The 13,139-nt window shown below is 57.7% G+C and carries 15 protein-coding genes; 9 read left to right on the top strand and 6 right to left on the bottom strand.

Annotation, left to right across the window (positions count from 1 at the left end):
- Nucleotides 1-120: 120 nt before the first annotated feature.
- Complete coding sequence (locus tag AC07V0_RS24920; protein WP_495020000.1) at nt 121-1,281, bottom strand: IS30 family transposase; 1,161 nt, start codon at nt 1,279-1,281, stop codon at nt 121-123.
- Nucleotides 1,282-1,565: 284 nt separating this feature from the next.
- On the opposite strand from AC07V0_RS24920, the gene AC07V0_RS24925 reads away from it, so the two are divergent.
- Nucleotides 1,566-3,425 (top strand): ABC transporter ATP-binding protein, encoded by a 1,860-nt coding sequence (locus tag AC07V0_RS24925; protein WP_495020001.1) that lies wholly within the window; start codon nt 1,566-1,568, stop codon nt 3,423-3,425.
- Between the two features lie 122 nt (nt 3,426-3,547).
- Here AC07V0_RS24925 and AC07V0_RS24930 read toward each other — a convergent pair whose 3' ends face one another.
- The 3 genes from AC07V0_RS24930 to AC07V0_RS24940 form a co-directional block, all read right to left on the bottom strand.
- On the bottom strand, nt 3,548-4,066 hold the full coding sequence (locus AC07V0_RS24930) for a cysteine hydrolase family protein (RefSeq protein ID WP_105345673.1): 519 nt from the start codon (nt 4,064-4,066) through the stop codon (nt 3,548-3,550).
- A 307-nt stretch (nt 4,067-4,373) separates the two neighbouring features.
- Nucleotides 4,374-4,799 (bottom strand): GNAT family N-acetyltransferase, encoded by a 426-nt coding sequence (locus AC07V0_RS24935; RefSeq protein WP_495020002.1) that lies wholly within the window; start codon nt 4,797-4,799, stop codon nt 4,374-4,376.
- 47 nt (nt 4,800-4,846) lie between these two features.
- Nucleotides 4,847-5,701 carry a LysR substrate-binding domain-containing protein gene (locus AC07V0_RS24940; RefSeq protein WP_495020003.1) on the bottom strand — a complete coding sequence of 285 codons (855 nt, stop codon included), beginning with the start codon at nt 5,699-5,701 and terminating at the stop codon, nt 4,847-4,849.
- Nucleotides 5,702-5,805: 104 nt separating this feature from the next.
- Here AC07V0_RS24940 and AC07V0_RS24945 point away from each other — a divergent pair, with 104 nt between their 5' ends.
- From AC07V0_RS24945 to AC07V0_RS24955, 3 genes are all read left to right on the top strand, one after another.
- A complete protein-coding gene (locus AC07V0_RS24945; RefSeq protein WP_495020004.1) occupies nt 5,806-6,447 on the top strand; it encodes an FMN-dependent NADH-azoreductase in 642 nt (213 codons plus the stop codon).
- Between the two features lie 404 nt (nt 6,448-6,851).
- Complete coding sequence (locus AC07V0_RS24950) at nt 6,852-7,127, top strand: hypothetical protein (protein WP_495020005.1); 276 nt, start codon at nt 6,852-6,854, stop codon at nt 7,125-7,127.
- A gap of 82 nt (nt 7,128-7,209) precedes the next feature.
- On the top strand, nt 7,210-7,497 hold the full coding sequence (locus AC07V0_RS24955; protein ID WP_495020006.1) for a hypothetical protein: 288 nt from the start codon (nt 7,210-7,212) through the stop codon (nt 7,495-7,497).
- A 63-nt stretch (nt 7,498-7,560) separates the two neighbouring features.
- On the opposite strand, the gene AC07V0_RS24960 is transcribed toward AC07V0_RS24955, so the two are convergent.
- Both AC07V0_RS24960 and AC07V0_RS24965 read right to left on the bottom strand, forming a co-directional pair.
- Entirely contained in the window at nt 7,561-7,923 is a 363-nt protein-coding gene (locus tag AC07V0_RS24960) for an Lrp/AsnC ligand binding domain-containing protein (RefSeq protein ID WP_495020043.1), read from the bottom strand.
- Between the two features lie 21 nt (nt 7,924-7,944).
- Nucleotides 7,945-8,805: a LysR substrate-binding domain-containing protein gene (locus AC07V0_RS24965; RefSeq protein ID WP_018929776.1), complete on the bottom strand. Its 861-nt coding sequence runs from the start codon at nt 8,803-8,805 to the stop codon at nt 7,945-7,947.
- A gap of 251 nt (nt 8,806-9,056) precedes the next feature.
- On the opposite strand from AC07V0_RS24965, the gene AC07V0_RS24970 reads away from it, so the two are divergent.
- From AC07V0_RS24970 to AC07V0_RS24990, 5 genes are all read left to right on the top strand, one after another.
- A complete protein-coding gene (locus AC07V0_RS24970) occupies nt 9,057-9,899 on the top strand; it encodes a transporter substrate-binding domain-containing protein (RefSeq protein ID WP_495020007.1) in 843 nt (280 codons plus the stop codon).
- Nucleotides 9,900-9,964: 65 nt separating this feature from the next.
- Nucleotides 9,965-10,687 (top strand): amino acid ABC transporter permease, encoded by a 723-nt coding sequence (locus AC07V0_RS24975; protein WP_495020008.1) that lies wholly within the window; start codon nt 9,965-9,967, stop codon nt 10,685-10,687.
- The gene (locus AC07V0_RS24980; protein ID WP_495020009.1) at nt 10,677-11,465 is read left to right on the top strand and encodes an amino acid ABC transporter permease; all 789 of its coding nucleotides are present in this window, start codon (nt 10,677-10,679) and stop codon (nt 11,463-11,465) included. The genes AC07V0_RS24975 and AC07V0_RS24980 overlap by 11 nt, the downstream gene beginning before the upstream one ends.
- Nucleotides 11,452-12,288, top strand: a complete 837-nt coding sequence (locus AC07V0_RS24985) for an amino acid ABC transporter ATP-binding protein (RefSeq protein ID WP_495020010.1) — start codon at nt 11,452-11,454, stop codon at nt 12,286-12,288. Before AC07V0_RS24980 ends, AC07V0_RS24985 begins: the two co-directional genes overlap by 14 nt.
- Nucleotides 12,289-12,305: 17 nt before the next feature.
- The gene (locus AC07V0_RS24990; RefSeq protein WP_495020011.1) at nt 12,306-12,902 is read left to right on the top strand and encodes a cysteine dioxygenase family protein; all 597 of its coding nucleotides are present in this window, start codon (nt 12,306-12,308) and stop codon (nt 12,900-12,902) included.
- Nucleotides 12,903-13,139: the final 237 nt, after the last annotated feature.

The raw sequence follows: 13,139 nt of genomic DNA on the forward strand, positions 1-13,139 counted from the left end.
TTCCGCCCGCTGATTTCACAGGCAATCCTCGCGCCTCTCAGTTCTCGACGTATTTAGCGCGTTTTCACACAGCCTGGGTCGATTTCTGCCCTTCACGAACGGCAGAAATCGGCTGTGGGTTCAACCGGTCGATGCAACAGATTGGCTAAATCGTTCAGCGGGCGTTTCGTAGTTCAGTGTTTTCCGAGGACGGCTGTTCAGCTGCCTTGCCACTTCATTGAGCGTGGCTTGTGAGTGCTCCGCCAGGTCGGTCCCTTTCGGGAAGTACTGCCTTAACAACCCGTTGGTGTTCTCATTCGATCCCCGTTGCCAGGGACGATGAGGGTCGCAGAAGTAGACCTTGATGTCGGTAGCCACCGTAAAACGCTTATGGTCAGCCATCTCTTTGTCGCGATCCCACGTCAGCGATTGGTAGAGTTCCTCGGGGAGTTCGCGGGCGTTTTCGATCAGGGCGCTGATGACCGTCTCGGTATCCTTACCGGCCAACTTCACCAGCATTACGTAACGGGTATGACGCTCCACAAGAGTGGCAATCTGGCTGTTCCTGCTACCGCACAGCAGGTCACCTTCCCAGTGACCAGGCACCGCCCGATCCTGAGCCGCGGCCGGGCGTTCGCGGATCGATACTGCGTCTGTGATTCGACCGTGATTTTCTTTCTTCTGCGTGTGATGGCGCGAACGACGCATGGCTCGCGTTCGCCGTAAATGCTCAAGCAACTCTTTCTTCAGAGCCCCGCGAGCCTGTATGAAGAGGGTGCGATAGATCGTCTCGTGTGACACCTGATAGCTCGTATCGTCCGGGTAGGTGCGCTTCAGCCAGCCGGCAATTTGTTCCGGTGACCACTGCACTTGAAGCTTGTCTGCAACAATTTGCGCCACCGCTCGGTTCTCAACAAGCTTGCAGATCTTGGGTCGATGGGCGCGATCCCAGGCAGCCTGATCAGCTCGATTAGCCCGGTAACCTCCTTGGCCACCGTTGCGTCTGATCTCACGACTGATCGTAGAGGCTGCTCGCCCTAGCAGCGCGGCTATGGAACGGATCGAGTTACCTGCCACCACTGCACGCGAAATCTCTTCGCGTTCAGCCAACGTCAGCGCCAATCTGGACCTGCGACGTAGAGCGGGTCTGATACCGCCTGTTTCCGCCAGGATGTGCTGTATCGATGAGTGGTTTCGATCAAATAGTTGGGCGATGTGCTGGAGAGAGTCGCCTTTTTGCCAGTGATCCCACATCAGTTTTTTCTGGCTTTCGGTGTAATAGATCCGAGGTCTCTGCTTCATCTGCAACACTCCTTCTGCTTACACAGAATTTAGTTGTGTTGCATCGACCGGTTGAATCCACAGCTGAAAGCGGTCCTTCGATGAACGTCCGGTCTTGGCCAGTTCCCTTCGATACCGGCCATTTATCGCTGCCGACCGGATCTCTGGCGAAGTATAAGAAGCCGCCCCCGGCAGCCCAATCCTCAGAGCGACCTGCCTAAGCGCCATACCTCTAACTTCGCAACCCCCTCAAAGCAACCGTTCAATGGCAGAATCTCCTCAACTTGATCGTTTTGGAGAACACCATGCTTCGTGCGTTTGAACGAAGGCTCGACCCTTTTCCTCCTGACGAGGTACCACCGCCACCCGACGGTCTGGCTCGCTTCCTGTGGGCCTGTACGCGGGGTGCTCGCGGTTACATTCTGGTGTTTGCGCTGCTCAGTGCCGGTGTGTCGATTTACGAAGCCTGGTTGTTTTCCTTCCTCGGGCAGGTCGTGGACCTGCTCTCGACCTGGCAGGCAGGCGGTGAAGCGGCTGCGCAGGAAAGTCGCGTGTTGTGGGGCATGGGCATCATCATGGTGGCCAGTGTCGGGCTGGTGGCGTTGCGCACCATGGTGCAGCATCAGATATTGGCGATTAACTTGCCGTTGCGGCTGCGCTGGGACTTCCATCGCTTGATGCTGCGGCAAAGCCTTTCGTTTTTTTCCGATGAGTTTTCCGGCCGGGTCACTACCAAGGTGATGCAGACGGCGCTAGCGGTGCGCGACATGCTATTCACCCTTATCGAGATCGCGCCCGGGATCGGGGTGTATTTCATCGCGATCATCGCACTGGCCGGCGGCTTCGCCCTGAAACTGATGCTGCCTTTCATTGCCTGGGTCGTGTTGTTCGGGCTGGCCATGTGGTACTTCGTGCCCCGCCTGGGGAAAGTCGGGCAGGAACAGGCCAATGCGCGGTCGATGATGACCGGGCGTATCTCAGACGCCTACACGAACATCACGACGGTGAAGCTGTTCTCCCACTCCAATCGTGAAGCGCATTTCGCGCGTGCAGCGATGGAGGATTTCAAACAAACCGGCTTTCGTCAGATGCGCCTGGTAAGCCAGTTCGAGATCGTCAACCAGGCATTGGTGGTGGCGTTGATCATGGCGGCGGGGGGGTATGCCCTGTGGCTATGGCACCAGGGTGAGGTCGGCGCAGGAGCCGTGGCGGCAATCACCGCCATGGCGTTGCGTATCAATGGCATGTCGCACTGGATCATGTGGCAAATGACCTCGCTGTTCGAGAGCATCGGCACCGTGCAGGATGGCATGGCAACCTTTACCCGGGGCCCAAAGGTGCAGGATGCGCCGGACGCGGGCGTGCTCGTGACCTCCGGCGGCGCGGTCACCTTCGATAAGGTGAGCTTCAACTACAATGGCGAACGTCAGGTGCTCGATGGCCTGAGCCTGCACATCCGTCCGGGCGAAAAGATCGGTCTGGTTGGCCGCTCTGGCGCCGGCAAATCCACGCTTATCAACTTGCTGCTGCGCTTTTATGACGTCGACAGCGGGGAGATTCGCATCGACGGCCAGAACATCGCAAAAGTGACGCAAGACAGCCTGCGCGGCTCCATCGGTATGGTCACGCAGGATACCTCCCTGCTGCACCGTTCCATTCGTGACAACATCGCCTACGGCCGCCCCGATGCGACCGACGCGCAAATCCGCAGCGCCGCGGCCAATGCCCAGGCCGACGAGTTCATCAGCCAACTGAGCGACCGGCAAGGCCATACCGGTTACGACACCCTTGTGGGTGAGCGCGGCATCAAGCTGTCGGGCGGCCAGCGCCAACGCGTCGCGATTGCCCGGGTGATGCTCAAGAATGCCCCGATCCTGCTTCTTGACGAGGCCACCAGCGCGCTGGACTCGGAAGTCGAAGTGGCCATACAGGAAAGCCTCGATGAAATGATGCAGGGTAAGACGGTGATCGCCATCGCTCATCGACTGTCCACCATTGCGGCCATGGACCGGCTCATCGTCATGGACAACGGACGCATCATCGAGCAGGGCACCCACACCGAATTGCTCGGGAAGAACGGGATTTATGCGCGGCTGTGGCAGCATCAAAGCGGCGGGTTTCTGGGTGAGGATCAGGGAGTGGTCGAGGCTATGGATCAGGTGTGAGCGTGAAGAGGGCGCAGCCGGGGGCGATAGGGGCGGGCTACGACCATTGCCACTCGGCGACGGCTGCTGTCGGCCCAAAGTGGGCAGATCGGTCCTGACTCGGACCGGTCTGTCGATGGCGGTTAGAAACACCAGTCCTCAGCATATACGACGCGACAGAATGGTCCCGCCAGAGTCGCATTGTGATGAGCAACAATCTCTTCAGCCTTCAGCGCAGGGGTGCTGTTGCAGGTGTGGCCATCGGCGATCAGCACTGCATCGAATCCAAAATCCCGTGCAGCGCGGCAGGTGCTATCGACGCAGTATTGGGTCTTCATTCCGGTAATGACCACGCCCTGAGCGCCACAAGCTCGTAGCTGATCGGCCAGAGCAGTCTTGGTGAAGGCGTTGGGTCGGCTTTTCTCGAAGATCACTTCGTCACCCTGTAGCTCCAGTTCCTGCACCAGTTGCGTCAACGGACTTCCGGACTCGATAGGCGAACCAGGTGGACCAATATGGCGTGCGAGAAAAATCGGCGCACCTGCACGCCGGGCTTTACTCAACAGGTTATTCAACGTGTCTAGCAGAGCTTCGCCAGCCCATGGTTTTTCCGGACCATGAAACAACCCAACCTGCATATCGAGAATCAACAGTGCATACATAGTGCTTTTCCTTGCGTTTGGACCAGCGACACAAGGGCAAAAGAAAAGGCCCTATCCATCACTGGCGGGCCTTTGAAGTTCGTGTGTTATTGGCTCACGTCACCTCTCACGACCCGCCTCTGGCGGTCGTGGTAGTCGTGGTCAAGGCAATTCGTGGCTGATTCATAACGCTGACAGTAGCTGCACGGCACCGGGTTGGCAAATGAGCGCATGAAGGTGAGGACTGATTCACCATCGTTAAGGTTCGCTTTTGGCCGATAGCCGTCCGTTACGAAGCGCAGCTATCGGCCCTGGATCGAAAACGCGGTCAGCACAACGACTTCTGGTAATAGAGCCGGGTATGTCCTGGTGGATAGTCTGCCAGGCGTCCGAATTCGGAGTAACCCAGTTTTCGATAAAAACCGGGAGCCTGAAAGCTGAAGGTCTCCAGCCAGATACCAATGCAGTGTTTTTTCTGCGCGACTTCTTCAGCCATGCGCATTAGCCGTTCTCCGATACCCTGACCGCGCATTGACTCGGGAACGCTGACAAGATCGATGAGCAGCCATCGATAAGAGATCTTGCCGTACAGCCCACCCATAACTTCGTTACTGTCAGCGTCTCGTAGCAACAGAGCAAAAGTTTCATAGGCGTCGTCGCCACCGTTGGCCAGGTTATGGGCCAGCAATGGGGTCAAAATGCCTAGTCGCTCTGCTTCAGTCGCATTTTCCGAAAGCTGGATTTCTACAGACATGGCGCTCTCCCTGAGCAGTGAGTAACGGGGTCAACAAGGTATGATTCTTAGGTCCTGCGCGTAGAGCAATACTCCACAATGAGTTGAGTGACCGCGGCCACAATCGCCTGATCCGCTTCAGGAGCGCTGAACAACCGAAACTGCGCATCCGGCAAATCTGGCAATCCTTGTTCCGTACCAAGAACCGCCAGTCCTTGCCCCAACTGGCTGACTGGCATGGGCGCTACCGCGAAGCCAGCAAGCGCTGCGGCTCGCAATCCGGCCGTGCTGCTGCACAACATCGCCGTTCGTTGGGCGATCCCCGCCCGAGCCAGTTGTGTCAGGGCCACCTCGCGATAAGGGCACGGCTCGGGGAACAGGGCCAGCGGCAACGGCGTCGGTAACTCGGTGACGGGCTGCGCCGACCAGGCCCACACCAGCGGTTCTTGCCATAGCAGCAGCCCCGTGTCGCTGGTTTCGCACAGAGAGCCGATGACCAGTTCCAGATGCCCTTGTTTCATCGAGGCCAGCAACGTGCCCGGAATGCCCACCTGCACGTCGATCTCCATCCCCGGGTACTGCGCCGCGAAATCCTGAAAAGTCCGCATTAGTCGCGATTCGACAAAGTCTTCGGATACCCCGATCCGCAGCCTCCCGTGAAACGGCGTGCGTGTCAGTTCTGCCCAGGCATCACGGTTCAGCGCGAGGATCGTGCGTGCATAAGCCACCAGGCGTTCGCCATCGGGCGTCAGTCGCTGGGAACGGGTGGTACGCCTCAACAGGGGTTTACCAATCTGTTCTTCCAGTCGTCGCACGTGCCCACTGACCGCGGACTGGGTCAGGTGCAGCTTCTCGGCTGCACGGCTGAAGCCTTCTTCATCGACGACTGTGACAAAAGTCTTGAGTAGCAGAGCATCGAACATAGTTTGATATGTGATTAATGGCTTGTTTATTTACGATTTATATTCCAAATAAAACTATGTTGCAATGTTTGCCGCCCCCCATCTCCCATTACCCGAGGCGTGCCATGACTACTCTTCTGCATATCGAATGTTCCCCGCGCAAACAGCGCTCGGCCTCCCTTGAAGTCGCCCGCAGCTTCATTGCGCGCTATCAGGAAAACATCCCGGACACCGAAATCATCACCCTCGACCTTTGGAGCATGGCGTTGCCGGAGTTCAATGATCAGGCCATGGAGGCCAAATACGCCGGACTCAATGGCACGCCCTTGACCCCGGTACAACAAGACGCCTGGAACACCTTGAAAGATCTGGCCGCGCATCTGCACAGCGCGGATGTGCTGGTGATGTCCGTACCACTGTGGAATTTCAGCATCCCGTACAAACTCAAGCACTTCATCGACCTGGTGTCGCAGAAAGACATCCTGTTCAGCTTCGACCCGGAGCGCGGTCTGGAAGGCATGCTGCACAACAAGACCGCTGTGGTGATGTATGCCCGCGGCCTGGATTTTTCGGCGCAGTCGATCACCCCGGCAGAGCGCTTCGACTTCCAGAAGCCCTACGTGGAAGCCTGGCTGAAATTTATCGGCGTGACGGATGTGCACTCGGTAATTGTAGAGAAAACCATCCTGGGGGAAGACGTTGACCTCGGCGCGCGTGAGGTCGCGACTCAGCAGGCCAGGAGATTGGCGGATCGTCTTGGTCGCTGAGGTTACAGAATCTTTCGCACGAAGAGGCCTGTTGGTCCCCCCAGTCACGGGGGCCAAGAGCAGTCATTGGACAGGGTGATGGCCCTGTACTAGCATCACCCAGAATGATGCCTATTTGAATTGAGTTGCCACGAACGCCTTTAGATGGATCGTTAGAAGTAGTAGGAGTAGTCCATGGACGAAAAAACTTTCTACGATAGTGGTAAATTAAAAGTCACTGGCGTGAGATCTGTCGTCAATGATCATATCTATACTTTATCGCCTGTAAACTCAACCTGATTGACCCCAGTAGCCATTGGCGCTTATTTGCTTGTCTACTCAAAAGCGGGGGGGCGGCGGTTCCCTCCTGCTCATCTCAGTCTCAGTAGTTCAGTTAATGATTGCTTTAATCAGGATGGGGTCACATGATGCTACTCATAATTACCTGCTCAATTGTTATTTCAATGATGTTTGGGGCGCTATTTTACATCGTAAGGCAACCATTAAACCCAAGAAAAACTTTGCAAAATAGTATTTATAGTGGTGTCGCATTTACTGCGCTGGTAAGGCTTGTTGCAACAACTAATAAAGTTAACTCATCTATTCTCGTGCTTGTTGCGGCGGCGATAGGGGTTGTTGTCTGTTTTTTTCTTGGTTGGTCTTTGATTGGTATAAGAAAAGAGAAAAAAGAAAGCGCTTGAGAAAAGCAGGAAAGGATTTATTTGGTGAGACTGGTGAGGAGGTTTTTGCTGGACAAACGAGCGCTGTTTCTGGATCGGCTGGATGTCCGTGGTGATGAACATGAAAATGGTTTTTTTGGTTTCTAAATTTTTAGCTGGGACTTCTGGTGTCTTACTGTTTTTTTATCGAAATAGCTTGTTTGTTCAATATGCGGGGGAGGGCACGAAAAATCAAGATGCGACACATCAAGTCCTGATCAATAATCACGGGGCTTATTCATATATAACCTCGACGCAATCTGACCATCTTCGTATGTTGATTTTGGCAGCGGCTGCTTTATTTGCAGTAGCGATCGCCATCGATCTTTTACAAAAGAAATACCGTCGTTAAATTACAGAGGAAATGGGGCGCAGCCCCCCACCAGCGCTATAGTTGCGTATCCTGCACCGTAGGCTATTCAACGCCCAACGGGATATTCAAACCCAGCTTCACGGTGCTCATCGAAACAAGGGTTTTGAAGCGTTTGACGTTATTGTTCTCAAAGAGCAACTCGCGGGTCAGGTCGTTGTACTGCTGCATGCTCCTGACCGCGAGGATCAGCACGAAGTCCCACTCGCCCGCGACGTAGTAACACTGCTGCACTTGCGGACGCGCGGCAAAGCTTTTGCACAGTACTTTGATCGACGGCACGCTGCGTCCGGATTCGATCTGCGCCAGCATCGCCCGACTCACGCCGCATTGCCGGGCCAGAGCGTCGAGGGACAAATGGCGCTTGCCCCGCAGCCGTTGCAGGTTCTGCGCGACCCGCTCGCAGATCGGGTCTTCTGAATGGCTGTGTCAAAGCCCTCGACTGCTCCTGATCAACTCATAGGCCCGACGCACCAGCGGGTTCACGGTGTTGGGCCGAATCCACAAGTGGTAGGTCACGTCCGGCAGCCTTGGCAGGCCATCGTTTTCGCCGAGCACGCGCATGTCCGGGCCGAGCATTTCCATGCTTCTGGGCGTGACGCCCAGCCCGGCACGCGTTGCGGCCTTGATGCCGATCAGGTTCGACGCCAGGTACGCCTGGCGCCATGGAATGTTGGCGCGCTCCAGCGCCTCCAGGGCGTAGCGACGATAGATACTCGGTTCATCCACCAGAATCAGCGGCAAGGGTTCTTCGGGCGTATGAATGTACTGTGCCGAGCAGATCCACCACACCGGCGAAGTGCGCAAGGCGAAGCCTTCGAGCGTCGGGTCTTCACGGGTGGAGATCACCATGTCGACCTTGCCTCGGTGCAGGTCGTCCATCAGAAACGGGCTGCGGCCGACATCGATCTCCAGGCGCAAGCGCGGGGCCGAGCGGGCGATGTGGCTGAGGATCGGCGGCAGGATGGTGTCGGCGATGTCATGGGGCGAGCCAATCCGCAGCACACCGCTCAAGTTGCTTTCGCGCAGGGAGTTCAGCGCATCATCGTTGAGCGAGAGCATCTGCCGCGCATGACGCAACAACTGCAAACCGGCTTCAGTCAGTTGCTTCTGACGCCCGCGCTTCTCGAACAGACTCACCCCCACTTGTTGTTCCAGGCGTTGCATGTGCTGGGTGACCGACGATTGTGTGCGGGCCAGTTGCGCGCCGGCCTCGGCAAAACTGTGGTGATCGACCACGGCAATGAAGGTGCGCAGTAATTCGAGATCGAGGGTGGGTGAGGTCGGCATGGCCATTTCCGGGGCTGTTTTTATATCAAGGCTGTAAACATAAACATTACATTTGTTTATGTGTTTTTGGCGATATTTTAGTGTTCAGGTCTGGAGTGTCAGTAATTGCTGGCGTCTTGAAGGTTGTTACTTGGAGTAAACACAGCAAGTTATAACGATATTAGATATTTGAATTTCCGTTACTTCAGGACTGTACCTAGGATGCCGCCTCATCAGGTCGGGGAACGCCGATCATCCATGAGGGGAAATCCATGTTGCTTGAGCGCTCACCTGTAAAACGATGGTTGCCTGTGATGCTGGGCGCCTTGATCTCATTGGCTACCAGTGCCGGGGCTCAGGCTGATGCCACGCTGGACAAGATCCAGCAACGCCATGTGCTGACGGTGGGAGTCGTACTGTCCGGCGGCCCCTTCGGCGGTATCGATCCGGGTACTCAGAAACCTCGGGGCTTGAACGTCGACCTCGCTCAGGAACTGGGTCGGCAGTTGGGCGCCGAGGTGCAATTGGTGCCGGTATTGCCCGCCAACCGCGTGCAGTTTTTGCAGCAGGGCAAAGTGGATTTGTTGATCGCCAACATGGAATGGACCGCCGAGCGCGGTGAGATCCTCGGTTTTGTGCCGACGCCGTTCTACCGTGTCGGCGGTACCGCGGCGCTACTCAAGGACAGCAAGATCAGCCGTTGGGAAGACCTCAAGGGCCAGTCCGTCTGCACCTCCCAGGGCAGCAGCTACATCAAGCCGCTCACCGAGTTGGGCGTGGAGATCAAGGCGTTCAAGAGCTCGTCGGAATCCTTGCTCGCGCTGCGTGGCAACAACTGCGTCGCGGCAGTGCATGACGCCACGCTGATCAACCCGTTGATCGCCGACAACGCCGAATGGCAGGGCTATCGCGCGCTCAGCCCGGAGCTCAACCCGGCCCCTTCAGTGATCTGGACCCGACCTGGCGAACGCGATACCCAGGCCCGGCTCGACCCCATCGTCAAGGAACTGCACCGCAGCGGCTGGCTGATCGACGCCCAGACCCGTAACCGCATCACGCCCGCGTCACCGGCCTTGGTGGAGTTGCAGAAACAGTTCCAGGCCAACGGCGCCTGAGCGGTTCACCTTATCGTTTTCAACAGGCAGTCGAAGAACTCGGCGGTCGCTCAAGGAATCACCGGATGGAACTGTTCGTCCACTGGGCCGCCGGATTCGGCCTGAACTACGGCTTTCTGCTGGACGCTTATCAGCGCGGAACCCTGGAGAAGGGCGCGCTGACCACGGTGCTGCTGTGCCTGTTCACCATCGTCGGCAGCCTGCTCGCGGGGGGCGGTTTGGCGGCGATGCTGACCTCGGGCAAACCCTGGCTGGCAAAACCTGCGCGGGTGTTTGTCGAAGTCACCCGCAACACGCCGACGCTGGTGCAGCTGTATTGCGCATTTCTGGTGCTGAACATGCTGCTGACCCAGGCCGTTGGCGCGGCCAACCCGCTGACGCCGTTCGCCTGGGTGGTGATCGTGATTTCGCTGCACAAGGGCGCGTTTCATGCCGAAGCCCTGCGTGCCGGGATCGAAGCGGTGCCGGCGGTGACGATGGAGGCAGCCAGTTCGCTGGCGTTCAGCCGCCGCCAGTTGTTGTGGAATGTGCAACTGCCACTGGCCTTGCGTTTCGCCTTGCCGTCGCTGATCAACAACCTGATCGACCTGGTAAAAATGACCGCTGTCGCCTCGGCCATTGCCGTCGGCGACATCACCTACGCGGCGATCATGATCTGGACCCAGAGCGATAACGTGCTGGAGCTGATGATTCTGATCCTGACGTTTTTCGGCCTGTTGAGTTTTACCGTCAATTGTGTGGGGCGCCTGCTCGAAGCGCGCTTGAGGATGCCCGGCTATGGTCATTGAATCGTCCGTCACTGCGCCGCTGGCCTGGCCGCGTCGGCATGTCGGCAAATTGCTGCTGTTGGCGGGGGCCGTGTTCTGGCTGGTGTATTTCGCGCCGCACAGCCCGGTACTCAAGGCTTTGCTGCAATGGTCGCCGGCCTTGGTCGTCGGGTTTGGCCAGAACATTCTGATCAGTCTGGTGGCGATCGGGCTGGGCTCGTTGCTGGGGTTGTTGGTCGGTGCCCTGACGTTGTCGCCGTTGTGGCTGTTGCGCTTGCCGGCGCGGATCTGGGTGCAGATTTTTCGCAACGCGCCGTGGCTGGTGCTGATCTATTTCACCACCTATGTGTTCCCGTTCGAGATCCGCATCGGCAGCACTTATGTCTCGTTCCCGGACTGGGTCAAGGTCACGATTGGCCTGGCGTTGCCGGCGAGCGCCAACGTAGCGGAGATCTTCCGGGGTGCGGTCGCCTCGATCCCCAGTACCCAGTGGGAAGCGGCGCGATCCCTGGCCTTCACTCGCGGGCAGATTTTTAGTTCGATCATTCTGCCGCAGTGCTTCAAGCGCATGTTGCCGCCGTGGATGAATCTCTACGCGGTGATCACCATGGGCACCGCACTGGCGTCTTTGGTGGGCGTGCATGACGTGATCGACACCGCGCAAATCGCCAGCAACACGGTGAACCTCACCGGCTTCACCGTGGTGATTTACCTGAGCCTGCTGGTGCTGTTCTTTGCTTACTGCTACCCGATTTCCCGATTCACCCAACGCCTGGAGCGACGTTATGCCTTCTACTGAAACCGTCGCCGAACCCTTGGTCAGCCTGCGCGACCTGCACCTGTCATTTGGCAGCAACCCGGTGCTCAAGGGCATAGACCTCGACGTGCACCGCGGCCAGGCCGTCTCGATCATCGGCCCGTCCGGCTCCGGCAAGTCGACGATCCTGCGCTGCATCACCGGTTTGTTGCAGCCCCAGCGCGGGAGCATCCGCGTCGGCGCCACCGAGGTTCACACCCTGGCCCAGGAAACCCAGCGCATCGAGTTGCGCAAGCGTGTGGGGTTTGTATTCCAGCAGTACAACCTGTTTCCGCATTTGTCGGTGCTGGAGAACCTGGTAATCGCCCCGCGCAAAGTGCTCGGGCGCAACCGCGCCGAGGCCGAGAAAGATGCCCGCACCTTGCTGGCCAAGGTGTGCATGGAGCACAAGGCCGATGCTTATCCGGGGCAACTCTCCGGCGGTCAGCAACAGCGGGTGGCAATTGCCCGGGCGTTGGCGATGCGCCCGGAGCTGATTCTGTTCGATGAGGTGACTTCTGCCCTCGACCCGGAAACCGTTGGTGAGGTGCTGACGGTGATTCGCGAACTCACGGAAGAGGGCATGACCTGCGTGCTGGTGACCCACGAAATGCGTTTTGCCGAAGAGATCAGCGACATCGTCTACTTCACCGAAAACGGCGTGATCGTCGAACGCGGCAGTGCCGAGCAGATCTTCCAGAACCCCACCAGCGAGCGGACCCGGGAGTTTCTGCGTCACGCCCTGGGCGATCCGGGACGCCGTCCCCGTGTCGCCAACGATCCGTATCTGTTGAGTAACCTGAGCCGCTACAGCCTGTCCGTCTAATACCGAGGAGTCTGTTCATGAGTACCGATAGCCGTGCCGCCGTCATCGAGGATTTCCTCAAGAAAATCCGCGTCATCCATCAGCGTGGCGTCGACCGCGCCGCGTTGACGGAGATCGTCGCCTTGCTCGAAACCCTGGCCGAGCGCCGTGATCTGTTCAATTTCGACGCGTTCCCGGCGCCCGTGCCGGGGCAGGGCAGCACCGCGTTCCGCTACCGCCTCAACGACGATGGCGACACGCCGACGCTGTACCTCAACTCATTGCTGCCGGGTAAAAGTACGATCCCGCACAACCACGAAACCTGGGCGATCATCAGCGCCATCGAAGGTCAGGAAATCAATTACGTCTACACCCGTGATGACGAGGGCCGCGAACCTGGGTTCACCACGTTGCACCTGGAAAAGGAAGTGATCGTGCAACCCGGCACGTCGATCTCGTTTCTCGGTGAAGACCTGCATGGCATCCGTGTCGAAGGTGGGCAGCCGACCCTGCATTTCCACCTGTATGGTTTGCCGCTGGAATCGCTCAACGGCCGTTACGGGGTCGAGGCCGACGGGCGCATTCTCAATTACAACGCCTCGCAAATGGCGCCGTCGATCAAGGCCTACGCATGATTGATCTTGCCGGGAAATCGCGGCCAACGAGTGCTCGGGCCCTGATACCAGGCATTTAAGCGATAGGCCGAGCAATGAATAACCTGTGGCGAGGGAGCTTGCTCCCGCTGGGCCGCGAAGCGGCCCCAAACAAAGGACTGCTACGCAGTCCGACGGGAGCAAGCTCCCTCGCCACAGGTTCAGTGCCACGCATAGCTGACCGGATTTGGTCGCAGGCCCTTCAACAATATTCATTTT

The sequence above is a fragment of the Pseudomonas sp. GW821-FHT01E10 genome, assembly GCF_059422365.1.